Annotated in this window: 22 protein-coding genes; 11 read left to right on the top strand and 11 right to left on the bottom strand. The window is 72.1% G+C overall.

What is annotated here, in order from left to right:
- The first annotated feature begins 74 nt into the window (after positions 1–74).
- Positions 75–440 carry a cytidine deaminase gene (locus tag ACZ5NJ_RS06220; RefSeq protein ID WP_079426830.1) on the top strand — a complete coding sequence of 122 codons (366 nt, stop codon included), beginning with the start codon at positions 75–77 and terminating at the stop codon, positions 438–440.
- A 64-nt stretch (positions 441–504) separates the two neighbouring features.
- Here the strand turns inward: ACZ5NJ_RS06220 and ACZ5NJ_RS06215 are convergent, their stop codons facing one another.
- Entirely contained in the window at positions 505–1,815 is a 1,311-nt protein-coding gene (locus tag ACZ5NJ_RS06215) for an MFS transporter (protein ID WP_468763325.1), read from the bottom strand.
- 71 nt (positions 1,816–1,886) lie between these two features.
- Here ACZ5NJ_RS06215 and ACZ5NJ_RS06210 point away from each other — a divergent pair, with 71 nt between their 5' ends.
- The 3 genes from ACZ5NJ_RS06210 (at position 1,887) to era (ending at position 5,242) form a co-directional block, all read left to right on the top strand.
- Positions 1,887–2,891: a GlxA family transcriptional regulator gene (locus ACZ5NJ_RS06210; protein WP_468763322.1), complete on the top strand. Its 1,005-nt coding sequence runs from the start codon at positions 1,887–1,889 to the stop codon at positions 2,889–2,891.
- A gap of 112 nt (positions 2,892–3,003) precedes the next feature.
- Complete coding sequence (locus ACZ5NJ_RS06205; RefSeq protein ID WP_468763320.1) at positions 3,004–4,179, top strand: WxL domain-containing protein; 1,176 nt, start codon at positions 3,004–3,006, stop codon at positions 4,177–4,179.
- Positions 4,180–4,291: 112 nt separating this feature from the next.
- The gene (era, locus tag ACZ5NJ_RS06200; RefSeq protein WP_385529032.1) at positions 4,292–5,242 is read left to right on the top strand and encodes a GTPase Era; all 951 of its coding nucleotides are present in this window, start codon (positions 4,292–4,294) and stop codon (positions 5,240–5,242) included.
- Positions 5,243–5,260: 18 nt separating this feature from the next.
- Here the strand turns inward: era and ACZ5NJ_RS06195 are convergent, their stop codons facing one another.
- The 4 genes from ACZ5NJ_RS06195 to ACZ5NJ_RS06180 form a co-directional block, all read right to left on the bottom strand.
- Positions 5,261–5,929, bottom strand: coding sequence for an SAM-dependent methyltransferase (locus ACZ5NJ_RS06195; protein ID WP_468763318.1), 669 nt, complete (start codon positions 5,927–5,929; stop codon positions 5,261–5,263).
- A gap of 110 nt (positions 5,930–6,039) precedes the next feature.
- Complete coding sequence (locus tag ACZ5NJ_RS06190; RefSeq protein WP_468763315.1) at positions 6,040–6,849, bottom strand: GNAT family N-acetyltransferase; 810 nt, start codon at positions 6,847–6,849, stop codon at positions 6,040–6,042.
- 91 nt (positions 6,850–6,940) lie between these two features.
- Complete coding sequence (locus ACZ5NJ_RS06185; RefSeq protein WP_468763313.1) at positions 6,941–7,213, bottom strand: protealysin inhibitor emfourin; 273 nt, start codon at positions 7,211–7,213, stop codon at positions 6,941–6,943.
- Positions 7,214–7,223: 10 nt separating this feature from the next.
- Complete coding sequence (locus ACZ5NJ_RS06180; RefSeq protein WP_468763311.1) at positions 7,224–8,303, bottom strand: M4 family metallopeptidase; 1,080 nt, start codon at positions 8,301–8,303, stop codon at positions 7,224–7,226.
- Between the two features lie 365 nt (positions 8,304–8,668).
- Between ACZ5NJ_RS06180 and leuA the strand changes: the two genes are divergently transcribed.
- The 6 genes from leuA (at position 8,669) to ACZ5NJ_RS06150 (ending at position 15,738) form a co-directional block, all read left to right on the top strand.
- Entirely contained in the window at positions 8,669–10,432 is a 1,764-nt protein-coding gene (gene leuA, locus ACZ5NJ_RS06175; protein ID WP_468763309.1) for a 2-isopropylmalate synthase, read from the top strand.
- Between the two features lie 212 nt (positions 10,433–10,644).
- Entirely contained in the window at positions 10,645–11,340 is a 696-nt protein-coding gene (locus ACZ5NJ_RS06170) for a tellurite resistance TerB family protein (protein WP_468763306.1), read from the top strand.
- A gap of 560 nt (positions 11,341–11,900) precedes the next feature.
- Complete coding sequence (locus ACZ5NJ_RS06165) at positions 11,901–13,493, top strand: nucleobase:cation symporter-2 family protein (RefSeq protein WP_468763304.1); 1,593 nt, start codon at positions 11,901–11,903, stop codon at positions 13,491–13,493.
- A 105-nt stretch (positions 13,494–13,598) separates the two neighbouring features.
- Positions 13,599–14,345 carry a DNA repair protein RecO gene (gene recO, locus ACZ5NJ_RS06160; protein ID WP_468763302.1) on the top strand — a complete coding sequence of 249 codons (747 nt, stop codon included), beginning with the start codon at positions 13,599–13,601 and terminating at the stop codon, positions 14,343–14,345.
- 23 nt (positions 14,346–14,368) lie between these two features.
- Entirely contained in the window at positions 14,369–15,190 is an 822-nt protein-coding gene (locus ACZ5NJ_RS06155; RefSeq protein WP_468763299.1) for an isoprenyl transferase, read from the top strand.
- 23 nt (positions 15,191–15,213) lie between these two features.
- A complete protein-coding gene (locus tag ACZ5NJ_RS06150; protein ID WP_468763297.1) occupies positions 15,214–15,738 on the top strand; it encodes a YcxB family protein in 525 nt (174 codons plus the stop codon).
- Between the two features lie 58 nt (positions 15,739–15,796).
- Here ACZ5NJ_RS06150 and ACZ5NJ_RS06145 read toward each other — a convergent pair whose 3' ends face one another.
- Genes ACZ5NJ_RS06145 through ACZ5NJ_RS06130 form a run of 4 tightly spaced genes read right to left on the bottom strand, consistent with a single transcriptional unit; the run spans position 15,797 to position 18,935 of the window.
- Positions 15,797–16,225: a Fur family transcriptional regulator gene (locus tag ACZ5NJ_RS06145; protein WP_468763294.1), complete on the bottom strand. Its 429-nt coding sequence runs from the start codon at positions 16,223–16,225 to the stop codon at positions 15,797–15,799.
- 48 nt (positions 16,226–16,273) lie between these two features.
- Complete coding sequence (locus ACZ5NJ_RS06140; protein ID WP_468763292.1) at positions 16,274–17,143, bottom strand: metal ABC transporter permease; 870 nt, start codon at positions 17,141–17,143, stop codon at positions 16,274–16,276.
- Positions 17,143–17,937 (bottom strand): metal ABC transporter ATP-binding protein, encoded by a 795-nt coding sequence (locus ACZ5NJ_RS06135; protein ID WP_468763290.1) that lies wholly within the window; start codon positions 17,935–17,937, stop codon positions 17,143–17,145. Before ACZ5NJ_RS06135 ends, ACZ5NJ_RS06140 begins: the two co-directional genes overlap by 1 nt.
- 26 nt (positions 17,938–17,963) lie before the next feature.
- Complete coding sequence (locus tag ACZ5NJ_RS06130; RefSeq protein ID WP_468763288.1) at positions 17,964–18,935, bottom strand: metal ABC transporter substrate-binding protein; 972 nt, start codon at positions 18,933–18,935, stop codon at positions 17,964–17,966.
- Positions 18,936–19,090: 155 nt separating this feature from the next.
- Between ACZ5NJ_RS06130 and ACZ5NJ_RS06125 the strand changes: the two genes are divergently transcribed.
- Entirely contained in the window at positions 19,091–20,473 is a 1,383-nt protein-coding gene (locus ACZ5NJ_RS06125; protein ID WP_468763286.1) for a glycine--tRNA ligase, read from the top strand.
- A 75-nt stretch (positions 20,474–20,548) separates the two neighbouring features.
- Here the strand turns inward: ACZ5NJ_RS06125 and ACZ5NJ_RS06120 are convergent, their stop codons facing one another.
- Positions 20,549–21,268: a VC0807 family protein gene (locus ACZ5NJ_RS06120; protein ID WP_468763284.1), complete on the bottom strand. Its 720-nt coding sequence runs from the start codon at positions 21,266–21,268 to the stop codon at positions 20,549–20,551.
- A 146-nt stretch (positions 21,269–21,414) separates the two neighbouring features.
- Positions 21,415–22,008: a TetR/AcrR family transcriptional regulator gene (locus ACZ5NJ_RS06115; protein WP_468763282.1), complete on the bottom strand. Its 594-nt coding sequence runs from the start codon at positions 22,006–22,008 to the stop codon at positions 21,415–21,417.
- Positions 22,009–22,024: the final 16 nt, after the last annotated feature.

Raw genomic sequence — 22,024 nt, 5'->3', positions numbered from 1 at the left:
AGGCGCGACGGGGGAACCGCGCCCCGGCGGGGTCGTTGCACGCCTCCGCCGGGGCGCTCCCTATGCTGTCGCCCATGACCGAGAGCAGCGTGGGAGCGGGGATCGACCCCGAGGACAGCAAGATCATCACCCTGGCGCGCAGCGCCCGGGCCCGCAACGGGGTCCCGGAGGGAGCGGCGGTACGGGACGAGACCGGCCGCACCTACGTCGCCGGCACCGTCGAGCTGGACTCCCTCAAGCTCAGCGCGCTCCAGACGGCCGTCGCCATGGCGGTGGCCAGCGGCGCCCGCTCCCTGGAGGCCGCGGCCGTCGTCAGCGCGGCCGACGCCCCCGCCGAGGCCGACCGCGCGGCCGTCCGCGACCTCGGCGGCCCGGCCACCCCGGTCCTCCTCGCCGGCCCGGACGGCACCCTGAAGTCCACCACCCCCGCCGGGGCCTGAACCCCGCTCCCCGCCGCCCGGTGACGGCCGGGCGGCGCGGACGCGCCGGGCCGGGCCCCGCGGCTCAGGCGGCGGCCGGGACCGCGGCCCGCTCCGGACGGCGCCGGATCACCATCGCCATCAGCGCCGCCAGCGCGCACAGCCCGCCGGCGGCGTACCAGACCAGGTCGTACGAGCCGAACGCGTCCCGGGCCACCCCGCCGAGGAAGGCCACGACCGCCGCCCCCACCTGGTGCGAGGCCAGTACCCAGCCGAAGACGATCGCGCTGTCCTGCCCGTAGTGCTCCCGGCACAGGGCGATGGTCGGCGGGACGGTCGCCACCCAGTCCAGCCCGTAGAAGACGATGAAGAACACCATCGGCGGGTGCACGGCCGGCGCCAGCAGCACCGGCAGGAACAGCAGCGAGATCCCCCGCAGGGCGTAGTACACCGCCAGCAGGCGGCGCGCCTCGAACCGGTCGGTGAACCAGCCGGAGGCGATGGTGCCGAGGACATCGAACACGCCGATCACCGCGAGCAGCCCGGCGGCGGCCGTCACCGGCATGCCGTGGTCGTGGGCGGCCGGCGTGAAGTGCGTGCGGACCAGCCCGTTCGTCGAGGCTCCGCAGATCGCGAAGGTGCCCGCCAGCAGCCAGAACGGTCCCGTCCGGGCCGCCTGGAAGAGCACGGTCACCGCCCGTCGGGCCGCACCCCGCACCGGCGCGGGCTTGGCCGTGTAGGCGCCCCCGTACGGGGCGAGCCCCACGTCCGCCGGGTGGTCGCGCAGCAGCAGCCACACGAAGGGGACGACGGACAGGGCCGCGAGCGCCACGGTCACCGACGCCGGACGCCAGCCGTGGTGCTCCACCAGCCAGGACAGCAGCGGCAGGAAGATCAGCTGGCCGGAGGCACCGGCGGCGGTCAGGACGCCCGTGACCAGCCCGCGACGGGCGGTGAACCAGCGGTTGGTCACCGTCGCCGCGAAGGCCAGGGCCATCGAACCGCTGCCCAGGCCCACCAGCACGCCCCAGAACAGCACCAGCTGCCAGGACGCGGTCATCCACACCGTGGCCAGCGAGCCGCCCGCGATCACGGTCAGGGCGAGGGCGACGACCTTGCGGATGCCGAACCGGTCCATCAGCGCCGCGGCGAAGGGCGCGGTGAGCCCGTAGAGGGCGAGGTTGACGGAGACCGCGAAACCGATCGTGCCGCGCGACCAGGAGAACTCCTGGTGCAGCGGCTCGATGAGCAGTCCGGGGAGGGAGGCGAAGGCGGCGGCGCCGATGATCGTCACGAAGGCGACGGCCGCGGCGAACCAGGCCCGGTGGATGCGGCCGGGCTCGCGGGGCGCGCGGAGGGCGCCCTGAGGGCTGGAGGTGGGGGCTGTCTGCGTCACCCCGACAGCTTCCGGCCGGGAGGCCCCCGCACGACAGTGGCCTGGCCGACACGCTTCGATACGATCGGGCCATGACTGATGTGCCGCGGCCGCACCGTGTCGTCGTCCTCGTGCTCGCCGGGCTGCTGCCCTTCGAACTCGGCATCCCGCACCGGATCTTCGGCCTGGCCAAGGACCCCGCCGGGCGGCGCCTGTACGAAATCCTGACCTGCGGGCTCGCCCCCGGACCGGTGCGGACGGACGCCGACTTCGCGATCCAGGTCGAACACGGCCCCGAGCTGCTGGCCACGGCCGACACCGTGGTGGTGCCCGCGTCCTACGAACTGGGGCCGATCCACGCCGAAGGCCGGCTGACCGACGAGCTGGCCGCGGCCCTCGCCCACGTCCGGCCCGGCACCCGGATGGTGTCCATCTGCACCGGCGGCTACGTCCTGGCCGCCGCCGGGTACCTGGACGGCCGCCCGGCCACCACCCACTGGGCCTACGCCGAGCACTTCCAGCGGACGTTCCCGGCCGTACGGGTGGACGCGGACGTGCTCTACACCGACGACGGAGACGTGCTGACCTCCGCCGGGGTCGCCGCCGGCGTCGACCTCTGCCTGCACATCGTGCGCCGCGACCACGGCGCGGCCGTCGCGAACGATACGGCCCGCCGGACCGTCGTGCCGCCCCACCGGGAGGGCGGGCAGGCGCAGTTCACCGGCCGGCCCGTGCCCGAGCCGCAGCGGACCAGCACCACGGCCGCGCGGGCGTGGGTGCTGGACCGGCTGCACGAGCCGCTGCGGCTGAGCGACCTGGCCCGGCAGGAGGCCGTGTCCGTACGGACCTTCACGCGCCGTTTCCGCCAGGAGTCGGGGGTCAGCCCGGGGGAGTGGATCACCGGCCGGCGGGTGGAGCGGGCGCGGGAGTTGCTGGAGCGGACGGAGCTGCCGATGGATGCGGTGGCGCGGGAGGCGGGCTTCGGGACGGCGCAGTCGCTGCGCAAGCACGTCCAGGCGGCGCTGGGGGTGAGCCCGACGGCCTACCGGCGGACGTTCCGGGAGACGGCCGACGGGCGGCGCGGCGGCCGGACCTGACGGCCCGTCGGAGACGTCCGGCCGCGTCCATTGACTTCTCCCGCCCGCCGCCCGTGAATGGCCTCCGGTCGGGGCGGCGGGAGGGGGCCGGGCGGTGCGCAGGAGCGGGCGCGTGAGGCGTGCGGCGGCGGCCGCGGGCATGGCGGTCCTCGCGGCCGTGGCGGGCGGGGCGCTCGGGACGCCGGCCGCCGCCGACGGTGAAACGCCCCCGGGGCGGGTGGAGTTCCCCACGCGCTGCCTGCCGGCCGCCGAGGGGCCGACGGCGGCCCGTGTCGAGGTCGACGACCCGGCGCCGAGGGCCGGTGACACCGTGACGGTGACCTACCGGCTGGACCGGACCCCCCTGGCACCCCCGCCGGAGAGCGCCCTCCCCGCCCCGACGGGACGGATCCTGCTGGGCGGGGCCCAGACCGGCGAGGTGGCGGTCGCCGCGGCGGGCGGTTCCGGCGGGGCCATGAAGGGCAGCTTCGTCGTCACCGGGGCCGGCGCGATCACCCTCACCCCGGGCGGCTACGCGCTGGCGGGGGCCGTCTGCGGGGTGGCCGGGCCGTCGGCGCCGGTCGCGGCGCGGCTCACCGCGGCGCCGCTGCCCCTCATGAACCTGCGGGGGATCGCCCTCGGCGCCCCGTACGGGGAGCCGGGCGCCCGGGTCCGGGTCACCGGGACGGGATTCACGCCGGGTGCGGCCGTGACGGTCGCCGGGCGCGCGGGCGCCGCCGGGACGGCCGACCGCGTGACGGCCACCGCGGACCGGGCGGGGGCGTTCGGGGCGGAGCTGGTGGTGGCGGACCGGGGGACGACGGGGGTCGTCGCGTACGAGGGCGCGGCCTGGTCGGCGCCGCGGGGTACGGGGCCGGTGGCGTACGCGGTGGGCTCGCTGACGATGACGCAGGCCGGGGCGGCGATCACGCTGGGCGCGGTCCGGTTCGGGGGCGGTGGCGCGGGCGGGGCCGCGGGCGGTGGCGGTGGCGTCGGCCGGATCGGGACGGTGACGGTGGTCGACACGCGCGGTCCCGGGGCGGGGCGGTGGACGCTGCGGGGGAAGCTGACGGAGTTCACGGGGGCGGGCGGCGCCCGGATCCCCGGGGCCTCGCTGTCGTGGACCCCGGTCTGCGGGGGCGGCGGCGGGTGCGCAGCCGGCCCTGCGGGGGTGGTCGGCGGGGAGGGGGCGGTGCTGGCCTCGGGGGTGGGCGGGAGGTTCACGGTCGACGCCGCCGTCGCCCTCCGGGTGCCGCCGTACACCCCGCCGGGCGCGTATCGGGCGGCCCTCACCCTGACCCTGTCGTAGCCGGGCCGCCGCAGCGGGACCCGCCCGCCGGGCTCCCGGCGGGCGGGTCCGCAGGAGGGCGGCACACCCCGCGGCGGCGGCCTGGTCGGCGGGCCGGGCGGCATCGGGGAGAATGGCCCGTATGAGCGATCGTTCCCCCGAGCCCACCGCCCCGCACCGCGCGGGCTTCGCCTGCTTCGTCGGCCGCCCCAACGCGGGCAAGTCGACCCTGACCAACGCGCTGGTGGGCACCAAGGTCGCGATCACCTCGAACCGGCCCCAGACCACCCGCCACACCGTCCGCGGCATCGTGCACCGCCCGGACGCCCAGCTGGTGCTGGTGGACACCCCCGGCCTGCACAAGCCGCGCACCCTGCTCGGCGAGCGGCTCAACGACGTCGTGCGCACCACCTGGGCCGAGGTCGACGTCATCGGCTTCTGCCTGCCCGCCGACCAGAAGCTCGGCCCCGGTGACAAGTTCATCGCCAAGGAGCTCGCGGGGATCAAGAAGACCCCCAAGATCGCCATCGTCACCAAGACCGACCTGGTCGAGTCCAAGCAGCTGGCCGAGCAGCTCATCGCCATCCAGCAGCTCGGCGCCGAGCTGGGCATCGAGTGGGCCGAGATCGTCCCCGTGTCGGCGGTCGGCGACACCCAGGTCCAGCTGCTGGCCGACCTGATCGCGCCGATGCTGCCGGAGAGCCCCCCGCTCTACCCCGAGGGCGACCTGACCGACGAGCCCGAGATGGTCATGGTCGCGGAGCTGATCCGCGAGGCCGCCCTGGAGGGCGTCCGCGACGAGCTCCCGCACTCCATCGCGGTCGTCGTGGAGGAGATGATCCCCCGGGAGAACCGCCCGGCGGACCGGCCGCTGCTCGACATCCACGCCAACGTCTACATCGAGCGGCCCAGCCAGAAGGGCATCATCATCGGCCCCAAGGGCTCCCGCCTGAAGGAGGTCGGCATGAAGTCGCGCAAGCACATCGAGGCGCTGCTCGGCACGCCGGTCTTCCTCGACCTGCACGTGAAGGTCGCCAAGGACTGGCAGCGGGACCCCAAGCAGCTGCGCAAGCTCGGCTTCTGATCCCGCCGGGGCCCGGGCTCAGGCCAGGCGCCGGACTTTGAGGGTGTTGTCGTAGCCGTGTCCGGGCCGGTCGGCTTCCGCGCCGACCCGTTCGTGCTCGGCGCAGACCAGCACCTCCCAGCCGTCCTCGGGCAGCTCCAGGGCCGCCAGCACCTCCTCGGGGGTGGGGAAGTGCAGGTCCGGGTGCGGGTTCTCGGCGCCCGGGGCCGGGCCGCCGTGCCCGGCCACCAGCAGGACCCCGCCCGGGGCGACGGCCGCGGCGGCCGTGCGCAGGATCCGCTCGCGGGGCATCTCGCCCGGGCTGTGCAGGAAGCAGGCGGCGACGAGGTCGAACTCCCCGGCGGGGAAGGATTCCCCGAGGTCGTGGCGTTCGAAGGCGATCCGGTCGGCCAGGCCCGCCTCCGCGGCGTGCCCCGTCGCCCGGTCCAGTGCCACGGGGGAGATGTCGGTGCCGGTCACCGTCCAGCCCCGTCCGGCCAGCCAGACCGCGTCGGCGCCCTCGCCGCAGCCGAGGTCCAGGGCCCGGCCGGGGGCGAGGTCCGCGACCTCCCGGACCAGGACGGAATTGGGGCGGCCGCTCCAGATCCGCTCGCTCTCGCGGTAGCGGGAGTCCCAGAACTCCTGGCCGGCGGCCTCGGTGCGCCGGCCGTGACCGTGCTCGTGGTGGGTGGGGGAGGGGGTGGGCACGCGGTCTCCTCGGTGGGTGCGGTGAGCGCCTGTACGGACACCGCCGATGCTCCGCCCCCGCCCCGAAGCGGGGCAAACGTTCTTGCCGTTTCCGCAAAAACGGCTCCGGCCTACGCCGCCGGGGGCTCCGCGATCAGGGCCGTGCCGACGCGGCGGAAGCCCGCGCGGGCGTAGATCCGGGCCACGTCCTCGTCACCGGCCGACAGGAACACCGTCGTCACCCCGCGCCCGAGGGCATCGGCCAGCAGCGCCGACGTCACCCCGAGGGCCAGCCCCTGCCGCCGGGCCGCGGGCAGCGTACCGACCCCGACGATCTCGGCGACCTGCCCGACCGGGTTGTACTGGCCCGAGCAGAGCACCACCCCGTCGCGGACCGCCGCCGCCATCCCCGTACGCCCGTCCGCGAGCCTCCCCGACACCCGCGCCCGGCGCTCCTCCACCGACGGGTCGGCCACGGCCGCCGCCAGTTCCGCCGGTCCGGCCTGCCCCGGAGCGGTGCCCGGCTCGCGGAAGGCCAGCCCGGTCACGGTGACGGCGGCCGCGAGCAGCGGGTCCCCGGGGCCGAGTACGCGCACCTCCGGGTGCGGGGCGAGCGGCTCGGCGCCGGCGTCCAGCACCATCAGCGGGTGGGCGTGGACGTGGAGCCCCGCCGCTTCCACGGCGGCACGGAGCGAGGGGCTGTTTTCGGCCACCCATTCGAAGGCCTCGGGCACCTTCAGCTCCCGCTGTCTCTCCAGCACCTTTCGTACGTCGGCGACGGTGGCCTCGGGGCCCCCGAGCGAGGGGCGCGCGTAGTACTGCCAGCCGTTCCCCTCCTGGACGAACAGGGTCAGCGGCCCGAAATCCTCACCCCGGGCACCACCCCGGCGGGGCACGGTGTCGTAGTACTGCTCCAGGGTGTTCAAGATCGTCTCGGTCATCCGGCCATCCAAGCAGGACCGCCCGGCCCGGGGCATCTCCTTTGTGGGCCGGGGCCGGGGCCGGGGCCGGGGCCGCGGCGGCGGGCCGCTGCTACGCGCCTTCCTTCAGCACCCGGGTGATCAGGCCGCGCTGGGCGTCCGTGAGGTGCGGGTCCTCGCAGGACACCGTCCGCCCGTCCACCGTGATGCTGTAGGCGAACCCGTCCCGGACCCCGCCCGGCCCCTCGGCGGCCCTGGGGTGGGGGTGCAGGGCCAGCTCGGCCAGGTCCCGCCACTCCTGCTCGTCGGGCCGGCCCGAGGTGTCCACCTCGGCCCGGCGCTCGATCCCCGCGAATCCGCCCGTCCGCACCACTTCGATCTTCATGCCCGCATTCCTACCCCAGGCCGACGGCCGCCCAGGCCTTCTGGAGGGCCTGGTGCTCCGCGCCGCCCTCCCCGAACCGGGTGACGGCCGCCGCCGTCGACAGCCGGGCGAAGTCCTTGAAGTCCGCCCGCGACTCCAGCTGCCCGCCGGTGAGGGTGTCGTACCAGATCTGCCCGGCCCGCTCCCAGGCCTTGCCGCCCAGCTCGGTCGCCACGATGTAGAAGGCGTGGTTGGGGATGCCGGAGTTGATGTGGACGCCCCCGTTGTCCCGCGAGGTGGTCACGTAGCCGTCCATCGTCGCCGGCTGCGGGTCCTTGCCGAGCTCGTCGTCGTCGTACGCCGTCCCCGGCGCCTTCATCGAGCGCAGCGCGACCCCGGTGACGTTCGGGCCGAGGAGCCCGGCGCCGATCAGCCAGTCCGCCTGGTCGGCGGTCTGCCCGAGCGAGTACTGCTTGATCAGCGAGCCGAACACGTCCGACATCGACTCGTTCAGGGCGCCGGACTGGCCGTGGTAGTCGAGGTTGGCCGTGTACTGGGTGACGCCGTGGGTCAGCTCGTGGCCGATGACGTCCACCGACACGGTGAAGTCGAGGAACAGGTCCCCGTCCCCGTCGCCGAAGACCATCTGCTCCCCGTCCCAGAAGGCGTTGTTGTAGGCCTCGCCGTAGTGGACGCTCGCGTCCAGCGGCAGGCCGGAGCCGTCGATCGAGCGGCGGCCGTACCCCTTGAGGAAGAGCTCGTACGTGGCGCCGAGCCCGGCGTACGCGCGGTTGACGGTGGCGTCCTTCGAGGCGTCGGCCCCCTCCGCGCGGACCTTCCTCCCCGGCAGGCGCGTGTGGTGCTGGGCGTCGTAGATCGTGCGGCGCGGCCCCTCGGGGGCGGCGGGGTCCGCGTCGGCCGGGACGATCCCGCGGACGGTGCTGATCCGGCGCCGGGTGCGCAGGAGGGCGTCCGTCTCCAGGGTGCGCTGGGCGGCGTCGGCCCGGGTGGAGTCGGCGGAGCGGGCGGCCTTGTCCAGCAGGTGCGGCGGCACCACGGTGCAGAAGACGGGGTGGTGGGGGGCGTGTCCGTGGGAAAGGAAGGCATCCATGCCCGGAAATGTGGCAGTGGGTGATGTCGGTGTCACTAGCAGCGAGCATGATTCATTCGGTTGTCTCAAAGACGTCGCGCCGTGTTGACGGATCCGCCGGACCTTGGCGGAGGAAAGGCGTCCTGAGTCACAAAGGGTATAAATCGGGCGCCCCGGTCTTGCATACTGAAACAGGTCCTCGCGACACGGCGCGGCTCGGTTAGGCTCGGCCCATCATGCGTTTCGGGCTGCTTCTCCTTAGCTGCCGCGGCGAGGGTCTGTAGTCGTAGGCCGGCCCCCTCCCCGCGGAGTTTGGTGTTGCGGTTTTCACTACCGCCGTCGGCCGTCCCAGCGAACTACCGCGGACACGCGAGGAGCCCAACGCCATGAGCCAGCAGCCTTTTGTCGGTCGCCCCACGCCCATCACCAACGCGACGCACACCCAGAAGCCCTCTGGGATGCCGATCCACAAGTACGGCATGTACGAGCAGGTGGACATCCCGGACCGTACCTGGCCGGACGCCCGCGTCACCCAGGCCCCCCGCTGGCTCTCCACCGACCTGCGCGACGGCAACCAGTCGCTGATCGACCCGATGACCCCCGCCCGCAAGCGCGAGATGTTCGACCTGCTGGTGCGCATGGGCTACAAGGAGATCGAGGTCGGCTTCCCCTCCTCCGGCGAGACCGACTTCGCCTTCGTGCGCTCGATCATCGAAGAGGGCGCGATCCCGGACGACGTCACCATCTCCGTACTGACCCAGGCCCGCGAGGACCTGATCGAGCGGACCGTCGAATCGCTGGTCGGCGCCAAGCGCGCCACGGTCCACCTGTACAACGCGACCGCCCCGACCTTCCGCCGGGTGGTCTTCCGCGGCTCCAAGGAGCAGATCAAGCAGATCGCCGTCGACGGCACCCGCCTGGTCATGGAGTACGCGGAGAAGCTGCTGGGCCCCGAGACCGTCTTCGGCTACCAGTACAGCCCCGAGATCTTCACCGACACCGAGCTGGACTTCGCCCTGGAGGTCTGCGAGGCCGTCTGCGACGTCTGGCAGCCGGGCGAGGGCCGCGAGATCATCCTGAACCTGCCCGCCACCGTGGAGCGCTCGACGCCCTCCACCCACGCGGACCGCTTCGAGTGGATGGCCCGCAACCTGACCCGCCGCGAGCACATCTGCATCTCCGTGCACCCGCACAACGACCGCGGCACCGCCGTGGCCGCCGCGGAGCTGGCCCTGATGGCCGGCGCCGACCGCATCGAGGGCTGTCTGTTCGGGCAGGGCGAGCGCACCGGCAACGTCGACCTGATCACCCTGGGCATGAACCTGTTCTCCCAGGGCATCGACCCGCAGATCGACTTCTCGCAGATCGACGAGATCCGCCGCACCAGCGAGTACTGCAACCAGATGGAGGTCCACCCGCGCCACCCCTACGCGGGCGACCTGGTCTACACCGCCTTCTCCGGCTCCCACCAGGACGCCATCAAGAAGGGCTTCGACGCCATGGAGGCCGACGCGGCCGCCCAGGGCAAGACCGTCGACGAGATCGAGTGGGCCGTCCCGTACCTGCCCATCGACCCGAAGGACGTCGGCCGCTCCTACGAGGCGGTCATCCGGGTCAACTCCCAGTCCGGCAAGGGCGGCATCGCCTACGTCCTGAAGAACGACCACAAGCTGGACCTGCCGCGCCGCATGCAGATCGAGTTCTCGCGGATCATCCAGGCCAAGACCGACGCCGAGGGCGGCGAGGTCACGCCGAAGGCGATCTGGGAGGCCTTCTCGGACGAGTACCTGCCCAACCCCCAGAACCCGTGGGGACGCATCCAGCTGCGCTCCGGTTCCACCACCACCGACAAGGACGGCACGGACACGCTGACCGTCGAGGCGGTCGTGGACGGCGTGGAGACGGTCCTGAACGGCACCGGCAACGGTCCGATCTCGGCCTTCTTCGACGCGCTGGCCGGCATCGGCGTGGACGCCCGCCTGCTGGACTACACCGAGCACACGATGAGCGAGGGCGCCTCCGCCGTGGCCGCCTCGTACATCGAGTGCGCCATCGACGGCCGGGTCCTGTGGGGCATCGGCATCGACGCCAACACCACCCGCGCCTCCCTGAAGGCGGTCATCTCCGCCGTCAACCGCGCGGGCCGCTGAACCACCCCTGACGCAGCCCCGCCCCTCCGGCCGGAGGGGCGGGGCTCCGTCGTCTTCCGGGGCCGTGTTCCAGGGCCGTGTTCCGGGGGCGCAGATCGGCCAAGTGCGCCCCCGGGACCATGTTGTCTTGTCGCACGACTGACGCACACTCACCGATGTGGCTAACATCACGCCAACCCGGCGTCGTTGCCGGGCGGTTACGGAGGTGCGACGTGCTGCCAGTTCGGGGTGGGGACGGCCGGAAGCTGACGCTCTGGGGCATCCGTACCAGCTGGAACACCGTGGGCGACGGGGAGTTCTTCTGCCCCGGCTGCGGCGGTGACCGCAACTACCGCCGGCGCACCGGGCGCCGCCGGTTCACCGTGCTCGGCCTGCCGCTGCTGCCGCGCGGCCAGGCCGGACCCGTCGTCGAGTGCCAGGCCTGCCGCCGGCGCTTCGGCACCGAGGTGCTGGACCACCTCACCACCACCCGCTTCTCCGCGCTGCTGCGCGACGCCGTGCACACCGTGGCGCTGGCCGTGCTCGCCGCGGGCGGGACCGCCTCGCGCAGCGCGCTGGAGACCGCCGTGTCGGCCGTACGGGCGGCCGGCTTCCAGGACTGCACCGAGGAGCAGCTGGAATCCCTCGTGGAGGCGCTGGCCGCCGAGGAGGGCCGGCTGGGGCTCTACGACGGGCCCGAGTGCTGCGGGGCGGCCCTGTCGATCGAGCTCCACGAGGCGCTGGAGCCCCTCGCCGCGCACCTGGCCGGCCCCGGCCGCGAATCGATCCTGCTGACGGGCGCGCGGATCGCCCTGGCGGACGGGCCCTACATCCCCGCCGAGCGCGCGGTGCTCGCCACCGTGGGCGCGGCGCTGCGCATGGGTTCGGACGAGGTGGACGGCCTCCTGTCCGCGGTGCGCGCGCCCTAGCGGCTCACGGCGCGCACGCCGAAGCGGGCCCGGCGGAGTTTTTCCGCCGGGCCCCGACGCGTTCGGGAGGCGGAATCCCGACATGTGGGCGTCCGGGAGGTAACGATTCGGCCGTACCGGCCGGAAAGGGAGCTGCCCGGAGTCTCCGGAACGCACGGAGTTCCCGCTTCCGTACAAATGTTCCGCATTCCGGACGCCCTGAATCGGCCCCTCTGATTTGCGTGGCCGAATCCATGCGAGCCCGTAAATCCCGTGTCAGCGCCGGGAACTTCGCAGGTGTGCAGGGGGAAGGGGGCCGCCGTGGGCCGGGTTCCCATACTCCTGCGCGCGGGCGACCGCCATGGGAGGAACCTCCAGAGAGAGTGCCCCGGAAGGCCGACACTTTGTCGGAGTCTCCGATATCTGTGAGCACTTCCACAGGCGTTCAATTCCGGTCACACGACGAGATCTGCGTGTTCCCACTGACAACCCCGGCGGACCAACGGGTTAGCGACCCACTCCGGCCAGGGGATAACCAGCTTCCTCTCAATTACCTACCTCCTTTGAAGGGCAAGGCAGAGATGGCACGTGTCGCCGCCCGGCTTTCCGAAAGCGGAGAGCAGAGCTCGCACCCGGTCGACGAGGTGCTCCCCCTCCCCAAGCTCGCGCTGTACGGCTTCCAGCACGTACTCGCCTTCTACGCCGGCGCGGTGATCGTTCCGATCATCGTCGGCAGTGCGCTGAAGCTGAGCCCTGAACAGCTGGTCTACCTGATCAACGCGGACCTCTTCACCTGCGGTATCGCCTCGATCATCCAGGCCTTCGGCGTCGGCCGCGTCGGCGCCCGGCTGCCGCTGATCCAGGGCGTGACCTTCACCGCGGTCTCCCCGATGATCGCCATCGGCCTCGGCGCGGGCGGCGGTACGGCCGCCCTGCTGGTCATCTACGGCGCCGTCATCACCGCCGGCATCGCGACCTTCGCCTTCGCCTGGCTGCCCGCCAAGGCCTTCCGCGCGGTCATGCGGCTGTTCCCGCCGGTCGTCACCGGCACGGTGATCACGGTCCTCGGCATCGTCCTGATCCCGGTCGGCCTGAAGGACGCCGCGGGCGGCGCCCCCACCGTGGCCGACGGCGGCGTCCCCACGCAGCTGGCCTACGCCGGCGGCACCATGCTCTTCATCCTCGTCCTGATGAAGTTCGGCGGACCGTTCCTGCGCAGCATCGGCATCCTGCTCGGCCTGGTCGGCGGCACGGCCGCCGCCTTCCTCCTCGGCGACGCCAAGTTCGGTGACGTCGGCAGGTCCGACTGGATCGGCGTCACCACCCCCTTCCACTTCGGCGTCCCGAAGTTCGAGTGGTTCCCGATCCTCCTCATGCTGATCGTCATGCTGATCACCATGGTCGAGACGACCGGTGACACCTACGCCGTCGGCGACATCGTCGGCAAGGAGGTCGACAGCGAGACCGTCGCCCGCGCCCTGCGCGCCGACGGCGCCGCCACCGCCCTCGGCGGCATCCTGAACTCCTTCCCGTACGTCGCCTTCGCCGAGAACGTCGGCCTGGTGCGGATGACGAAGGTCAAGAGCCGCTTCGTGGTCGTGGCCGCCGGCGTCTTCATGATCGTCCTCGGCCTGATCCCCAAGGCCGCCGCGATCGTCGCCTCCGTCCCGCCCGGCGTGCTCGGCGGCGCCGCCACCGTGATGTTCGGCATGGTCGCCCTCGCCGGTATCCAGACCCTGGCGAAGGTGGACCTCAAGGAGGAGAAGAACGCCCTGATCGTCGGCGTCTCGCTGGCCTTCGCGCTCTTCCCCGCCACGGTCCCGGCCTACTTCGACAAGCACATGAGCCCGGACCTGTCCTCGCTGCTCAACAGCGGTGTGACCCTCGGTGCCAGCGCCGCCATCATCCTCAACCTGGTCTTCAACGGCCTGGCCGCGGACGACGCGCGGACGGCCGCGCCGGCCGAGGCCCTCGCCGAGACGCTGGCCGAGGCCCTGACCGGCCACGCCGAGGTGCCCGCCCAGCCCTCCGCCGCCCCGGCGTCCGCCGAGAAGGCCGACGCTCCGAAGGCGGACGTCACCAAGGCCGACGCCCCGAAGGCCGACGCCCCGAAGGCCGACGCCGCGCAGGCCGGAGCCGAGGAGGCCGACGAGGCGGGGGCGCCCGCCGCCTGACCGCCTCCGCCTCCCCCCTGATCCTCCCAAGGGGTGCCGCCCCCGTCCGGACACCAGCTCCGGACGGGGGCCGGTGCTGTCCGTGCCCGGGGGACAATGGGACGCATGAGTCTGTTCCGCGACGACGGCATCGTGCTGCGCACCCAGAAGCTGGGTGAGGCGGACCGCATCATCACGCTGCTCACCCGCGGCCACGGCCGCGTCCGGGCCGTCGCCCGCGGAGTACGGCGCACGAAGTCCAAGTTCGGCGCCCGGCTGGAACCTTTCTCCCATGCCGACGTGCAGTTCTTCGCCCGGGGCAGCGAGCTGATCGGCCGCAGCCTGCCGCTGTGCACCCAGACCGAGATCATCGCCCCCTACGGCAACGGCATCGTCACCGACTACGCTCGCTACACCGCCGGCACCGCGATGCTGGAGACCGCCGAACGCTTCACCGAGAACGAGGGCGAGCCCGCCGTACAGCAGTACCTGCTGCTGGTCGGCGCCCTGCGCACGCTCGCGCGCGGCGAACACGAACCGCACCTGGTCCTCGACGCCTTCCTGCTGCGCTCCCTGGCGGTCAACGGCTACGCGCCCAGCTTCGAGGACTGCGCGAAGTGCGGCATCCACGGCCCCAACCGGCACTTCTCCGTCGCCGCGGGCGGGGTCATATGCGGCGACTGCCGGGTCCCCGGAAGCGTCGTACCATCTGCTGAGGCCATCGGGCTGCTCAGCGCCCTGCTGACGGGGGACTGGCTGACGGCCGACGCGGCCGAGCCGCGGCACGTGCGCGAGGGGAGCGGACTCGTCTCCGCCTATCTGCACTGGCATCTGGAACGCGGGCTGCGTTCCTTGCGTTACGTAGAGAAGTGACCGAGATCGGAGACCGAAGCGCCATGGCAGTACGCGGATTCCTGGGACTCTCCCGACGGGACTACACGCTCCCCGAACCGCACCCGACCGGCGCCCGCCCGCCGAAGATCCCGGGCGAACTGGTCCCGGAGCACGTCGCGATCGTGATGGACGGCAACGGCCGCTGGGCCAAGGAGCGGGGCCTGCCGCGCACCGAGGGACACAAGGTCGGCGCGGAGCGCGTCCTCGACGTGCTCCAGGGCGCGATCGAGATGGGCGTCAAGAACATCTCCCTGTACGCCTTCTCCACGGAGAACTGGAAGCGCTCGCCCGACGAGGTGCGCTTCCTGATGAACTTCAACCGGGACTTCATCCGCAAGACCCGCGACCAGCTCGACGCGCTCGGCATCCGGGTGCGCTGGGTGGGCCGCATGCCCAAGCTGTGGAAGTCCGTGGCCAAGGAGCTCCAGGTCGCCCAGGAGCAGACCAAGGGCAACGACAGGCTGACGCTGTACTTCTGCATGAACTACGGCGGCCGCGCCGAGATCGCCGACGCCGCCCAGGCCCTCGCCGAGGACGTGAAGGCCGGCCGGCTGGACCCCTCGAAGGTCAATGAGAAGACCCTCGCCAAGTACCTCTACTACCCGGACATGCCGGACGTGGACCTGTTCCTGCGCCCCAGCGGCGAGCAGCGCACGTCCAACTACCTGATCTGGCAGAGCGCCTACGCCGAGATGGTCTTCCAGGACGTCCTGTGGCCGGACTTCGACCGGATCCACCTGTGGGACGCCTGCCTGGAGTACGCCCAGCGCGACCGCCGCTTCGGCGGCGCGGTCCCCAACCAGCCCGAGGGCTCCGAGAGCTGACCGGACGGCTAGGCTCTGCCGCCATGAACATGACTGATCAGGCGGTGGAGCTCGCCTACCGTCCGGAGCGCGGGGACGTGGCGGAAGTGCTGCGCTGGTACACCACCAGGACCTCGGCGGGACGGCTGCGCCTGCTGATGTGGCTGGTCGTGCTGCCCCTGCTGGCGCCCGCGTCCATCGTGCTCCGGCACGGCGTCGAGGTCGACCTGGTGGCACTGGCCCTCGTCACGGGCATGGCGGTGTGCGCCGGCCTCGCCGGGCTCGCCCTCAGCTGGTCGGGCATGGCGCGCCGGCTGCGCCGCTGCGCCTCGGAGTACCCCGAGTACCGCTGCACGCTCACCGCGTCGGGGCTGCGCCGGCCCCGGCCCGACGGGCCGGCGGTGGCCATGGCGTGGACGGATTACCGGCACTGGAGCGAGACGCGGAACCTGTTCGTCCTGGACGCGGGCCGGGGAGGGCTGGGCTGGCTCCCGAAGCGGGCCGTCCTGGCTCCCGGGGACGTCGACCGGGTGCGGGAGCTCCTGACGGCGCACCTGCCGCGGCTCTGAGCGGTCGGATTCCGACCGGATTCCGACCGGTGTTCGACCGGAATCCGACCCTTTCGGACTAGCCGGCGGCGGCGCAGTCCGCGCAGGTGCCGAAGATCTCGACGGTGTGGGCCACGTTCACGAAGCCGTGCTCGGACGCGATGGACTCCGCCCACTTCTCCACCGCCGGGCCCTCCACCTCGACCGCCTTGCCGCACTTGCGGCAGACCAGGTGGTGGTGGTGGTCGCCCGTGGAGCAGCGGCGGTAGACGGACTCGCCGTCGCTGGTGCGCAGCACGTCCACCTCGCCGGCGTCCGCCAGGGACTGCAGGGTGCGGTAGACGGTGGTCAGGCCGACGGAGTCGCCGCGGTGCTTGAGCATGTCGTGCAGCTCCTGGGCGCTGCGGAACTCGTCCACCTCGTCCAGCGCCGCCGCCACGGCGGCCCGCTGCCGGGTGGATCGCCCTCGTACTGGCGCGGCATTCGTCTCGCCAGGCGCAGTCGCCACCGGTTCCTCCTCGTTTCGGCCTCGCCTCATTGTGCCAGGCGGCCGGTCCTACTGGACCTTCACGTCGTCCCGGGTGCAGACCTCCTCGGCGGCCCGGGCGGCCTTCGCGCGGCGCCGGGCCACGGGCGTGGACAGGGCCGTCGTGGCCACGAAGACGGCGATGGCCAGCAGCACGATCGTGGCGCCGGACGGCGCGTCCATGTAGTACGTGGCGGCCGTACCGCTCAGCGAGACCACCACGCCGATCCCCATGGCCAGCGACAGGGTCGCGGCGAAGCCGCGGGCGACCCGCTGGGCGGCCGCGACGGGGATCACCATCATGGCGCTGACCAGCAGCAGGCCCACGATCCGCATGGCCACGGTGACGGTGACGGCGGCCGTGACGGCCATCAGCAGGTTCAGCGCGCGCACCGGCAGGCCGGTGACGCGGGCGAACTCCTCGTCCTGGCTGATCGCGAACAGCTGGCGGCGCAGCCCGATGGTCACGGCGATGACGAAGGCGGCGAGGATCACCACGGCGGTGACGTCCTCGGGGGAGACGAAGCTGATCGAGCCGAAGAGGTAGCTGCTCAGGTTGGCGGTGGAGCCGCCCGGGGCCAGGTTGATGATCATCACGCCGCCGGCCAGGCCGCCGTAGAAGAGCATGGCGAGCGCGATGTCCCCGCTGGTCTTGCCGCGGGAGCGGATCAGCTCCATGCCGACGGCGCCGACGACCGCGACGAGGGTGGCCATCCAGACCGGGCTGGTGTTGAGCAGGAAGCCCAGGGCGACGCCGGTCATGGCCACGTGGCCGATGCCGTCGCCCATGACCGCCTGGCGGCGCTGGACGAGGTACGTGCCGATCGCGGGCGCGGTGATGCCGACCAGCGCGGCGGCGATCAGTGCCCGCTGCATGAAGGCTTGGTGCAGGATGTCCATCAGCTCAGCAGTCCCGTCCGCAGGGGCTCGGCGTCGTGCGCCGCGTGGGGGTGTACGTGGTCGTGGCCGGGGAGGGCGTGCTGCCCGACGGCCTCGGGCGGCGGCCCGTCGTGGACGACGCAGCCGTCGCGCAGGACGACGGCCCGGCCGATGAGGGGCTCCAGGGGGCCCAGCTCGTGCAGGACGAGGAGGACGGTGGTCCCGGCGGCGACCTGCTGGCGCAGGGCGCTCGCGAGGACCTCCTGGTTGGCCAGGTCCACGCCGGCCATCGGCTCGTCCATGATCAGCAGCTCGGGTTCGACGGCCAGCGCCCGGGCTATGAGCACGCGCTGGTGCTGACCCCCGGAGAGGGCGTTGACCGAGGCGTCGGCGTGGCCGTCCATGTCGACGAGGGCCAGGGCCCGCTCGACCGCCGCCCTGTCGGCCTTGCGCAGGATCCCGAAGCGGCTGCGGGCGAGGCGGCCGGAGGAGACGACCTCCCGGACGGTGGCCGGGACGCCGCTGGCGGCGGTGGTGCGCTGGGGGACGTAGCCGATGCGCGGCCACTGGCGGAAGCGCTTGAAGTCGGTGCCGAAGAGGGACAGGGAGCCGCCGGTGAGCGGTACCTGGCCGACCACGGCGCGCACGGCCGTGGACTTGCCGGAGCCGTTGGCGCCGAGCAGGGCGACGACCTCGCCCCGGCGGACGGTGAGGTCGACCCCGCGCAGCACGGGGCGGGAGCCGAGCGAGGCCGTGGCCCCGCGCAGGGATATGACGGTCTGGTCGTCGTTCGCCGGTCGGGGCGTTGACTGCATGGCTCGCGCCTCCGTTGCTGCTGTGATCACTTGGTTCCGAGGGCCTTCTGGAGGTTCTTCAGGTTGGACCGCATGACCTCGAAGTAGTCGGCGCCCTGGGACCTGTCGGTGATCCCCTCCAGGGGGTCGAGGACGTCGGTCCGCAGGCCCGTGTCCCGGGCCAGGGTCTTGGCCGTCTTGTCGCTGGCCAGGGCCTCGAAGAACACGGTCGTCACATTGTCCTTCTTCGCGACGGCCTGGAGTTCCTTCATCCGGGCCGGGCTGGGCTCGGCCTCGGGGTCGACGCCGGAGATGCCCTCCTGGTCGAGGCCGTAGCGCTCGGCGAGGTAGCCGAAAGCGGAATGCGTGGTGATGAAGGTCCTGGAGGCCGTGTTCTTCAGGCCTTCGGCGAATTCCTTGTCCAGCGTGGCCAGTTCGGCCACCAGTCGGTCGGTGTTCTTCCGGTAGTCGGCCGCGTGCCCGGGGTCGGCCTTCTCCAGTGCGGCGCCGAAGCCCTTGGCGATCTCCGCGTACTTGACCGGGTCGAGCCAGACGTGCGGGTCCTCGCCCGCCTCCCCGTGGTCGTGGCCGTGGTCGTCCCCCTCGGCGGCGTGGTCGTGGTCCTCCTCGCCGGAGGTGCCGTGCACCTCCAGCTTCGTGAGGGTGGCCGCGTCCACGGTGTTCTTCACGCCGGACTGGGCTATGGCCTTGTCGACGGCGGGCTGGAGGCCCTTGAGGTACAGGACCACGTCGGAGTCGCCCAGCTGTCCGGTCTGCCGGGGGGTGATGTCCAGGTCGTGCGGTTCGACGCCCGGCTTGGTGAGGGTGGTGACCTTCACGTGGTCCCCGCCGACCCGCTCGGCGAGGAACTGCAGGGGGTAGAACGACGCCGTCACGCCGAGTCTGCCGTCCTTGTCCGCGCCCGCGGCACCGGCCCCGGAGCAGGCGGTGAGGGCCGTGGCCGCGAGGGCGACGGCTCCGGCGAGCGCGGCGGTGGGTATGAGGCGTCGTACGTTCATGACATCCATTTTCATCAAAGATGGAAACCGTTGTCAAAAAGGCAGGTGGGGGGCCCGCGGGGGCATGCTGGAAGGGGATACCGACTTGAAGTGGAGGGTGCGGGCGCCGGTAACCTAAAGCCTTCGCCGTTCGTCCTCGTAATGAAGAGAGCACCGTGGCCGCCGACAAGATCGAAACCATCGTCAGCCTGAGCAAGCGCCGTGGCTTCGTTTTCCCTTGCAGTGACATCTACGGCGGTTCCAGGGCTGCCTGGGACTACGGTCCGCTGGGTGTCGAGCTCAAGGAGAACATCAAGCGCCAGTGGTGGAAGGCGATGGTCACCGGGCGCGAGGACATCGTCGGCCTCGACTCCTCCGTCATCCTGGCCCCCGAGGTCTGGGTGGCCTCCGGCCACGTCGCGACCTTCTCGGACCCGCTGACCGAGTGCACCTCCTGTCACAAGCGTCACCGTGCCGACCACCTGGAAGAGGCCTACGAGGCCAAGCACGGCCGCGTCCCCGCCAACGGCCTCGCCGACATCAACTGCCCCAACTGTGGTGTGAAGGGCCAGTTCACCGAGCCGAAGCAGTTCTCCGGCATGCTGGAGACCCACCTCGGCCCCACCCAGGACACCGGCTCGAAGGCGTACCTGCGCCCCGAGACCGCCCAGGGCATCTTCACGAACTTCGCCCACGTCCAGACCGCCTCGCGCAAGAAGCCCCCGTTCGGCATCGCGCAGATGGGCAAGTCCTTCCGCAACGAGATCACGCCGGGCAACTTCATCTTCCGCACGCGCGAGTTCGAGCAGATGGAGATGGAGTTCTTCGTCAAGCCGGGCGAGGACGAGGAGTGGCAGGAGTTCTGGATGCAGGAGCGCTGGAACTGGTACCGCGGCCTGGGCATGCGCGAGGAGAACATGCGCTGGTACGAGCACCCGAAGGAGAAGCTGTCCCACTACTCGAAGCGCACCGCCGACATCGAGTACCGCTTCAACTTCGGCGGCAGTGAGTTCTCCGAGCTGGAGGGCGTCGCCAACCGCACGGACTACGACCTCAAGGCCCACGCCGCCGCCTCCGGCCAGGACCTCACGTACTTCGACCAGGAGGCCGGCGAGCGCTACACCCCGTACGTCATCGAGCCGGCGGCCGGCGTCAACCGCGCCATGCTCGCCTTCATGCTCGACGCGTACATCGAGGACGAGGCCCCGAACGCCAAGGGCGTCATGGAGAAGCGCACCGTGATGCGCTTCGACCCGCGCCTGGCCCCGATCAAGGTCGCCGTCCTGCCGCTGTCCCGCAACGCGCAGCTGTCGCCGAAGGCCAAGGGCCTGGCCGCCGACCTGCGCAAGAACTGGAACATCGAGTTCGACGACGCGGGCGCCATCGGCCGCCGCTACCGCCGCCAGGACGAGATCGGTACGCCGTTCTGCGTCACCGTCGACTTCGACACCCTGGACGACAACGCGGTGACCGTGCGCGAGCGCGACACCATGAAGCAGGAGCGCGTGTCCCTGGACCAGATCCAGGGCTACCTCGGCAGCCGTCTGCTGGGCTGCTAGGTCCGGAAGCCAAAGACCGGTGGCCCGGTGCGCGGATCGCGCACCGGGCCACCGGTCTTTTCCCTTCCGCGCTGGTCAGGCCGCGGAGGCGCCGGCCTGCTCGGCCGCGGCGGCCGCCGCGGCCGCGGCCCGCTTCTCGCCCTCCGCCTTGGTGCGCTTGACGAAGCGGACCGTCCACAGGGCCAGACCGCCGAGCGTCCCGTAGATCATGAACGGGCTGATGGTCACCATGGTGGAGGTGTCCAGGACGTACGACAGGGCGATCCGGACCGCGGCCTCGATGAGGTAGACCACGCCCCAGACCAGGGTCATGCGGCGCTGGGCGTTGCGGAAGCCCTCGTACTGCCACAGGCCGTTGTAGTACGCCACGCCCGCCGGGGTGCCGTCCGTGCCGAACTTCCGGCCGAAGTAGAACATCAGCGGGCGCGGCGCGAGCAGCGTGGCCAGGCACAGGAGCCCGAACAGCCCGGTGACGGCGGAGTCCTTGACCAGCAGGGCCCGGGTCGAGTTGGCGCCGACGAGGGACACGGCGGCGGTGATCGCCAGGAACACCAGGGTGACGATGGCGAACTCGTCCAGCTTGCGCCGCCAGGCCACCATGACGGCGCTGTCGAGGACCGGCCAGGCGCCACTGACCAGCAGGGCCGAGGCCTCGCTCCAGCCGTGGTCGTCGACGAGCGTGTTGTAGGTGACGATCGGCGCGACCACGCTGAGCGCGATGGTCAGGACGAGACCGATGGCGGCGGCGCCGCCGGAGCGTGCGGGAGGTGAGGGCTGTACTGCTGCCGTGGACAAGGTTCCCCCTGGAACGTGCCTGAGTAGTGCGGTAGGGGGACCGTAAGGAACTGTCACTGACATGTACAAGTCGACACGGCTCAAAATGATCGCCAAACCGTGCGGAGTGTCTCCTTCCGCGCAACGGGAGGCGCAGCCGCGGCGGTTCAGGCGCGCAGGCCCCTGACGACGAGCCCGACGACGGCCTCGAACTCCGCGGTGATCGTGGGCGAGAGCCACTCCGCCACGTACTGGGGGTCATGGAACCGGCCGGTGGCGTCGAAGACGGCGCGCGCGGCGGCCGGTACGTCGGGCGCGGCCAGGGTGCCGGCGGCGACACCCTCGGCGATGATCCGGGTCAGCTGGTCGATCAGCTCCGTCAGGTGGGCGTCGACCACCCCGCTGTTCTCGCCGAGCAGCACCGTGTACGTCGCGAACAGCTCCGGGTCGTCCCCCGCCTTGTGGCGCTTGGCCTCGAAGAGGGCCTCCAGCCAGGACTCCAGCTTCGAGGGGGCGGGCTCGCCCGGCGCCGAGGCGATCCCCTCCAGCATGACCACGCTCTTGGCGAGCCAGCGGTCCGTGACGGCCTCGCGCAGCGCCGCCTTCGAGGGGAAGTGCCGGTAGACGCTGCCGTGGCTGACGCCCAGGGCGCGCGCCACGTCCACCACGGTCGCCTTGGTGGGGCCGAAGCGGCGCAGCACCTCCTCGGTGGTTTCGAGGATGCGCTCGGGGGTCAGGGGTTCGGCGGCAGCGGAGGGCATGGGTACGACCGTACCG

Source organism: Streptomyces sp. NPDC032091 (genome assembly GCF_055580265.1).
This window is presented reverse-complemented; position numbering and strand designations above follow the sequence as displayed.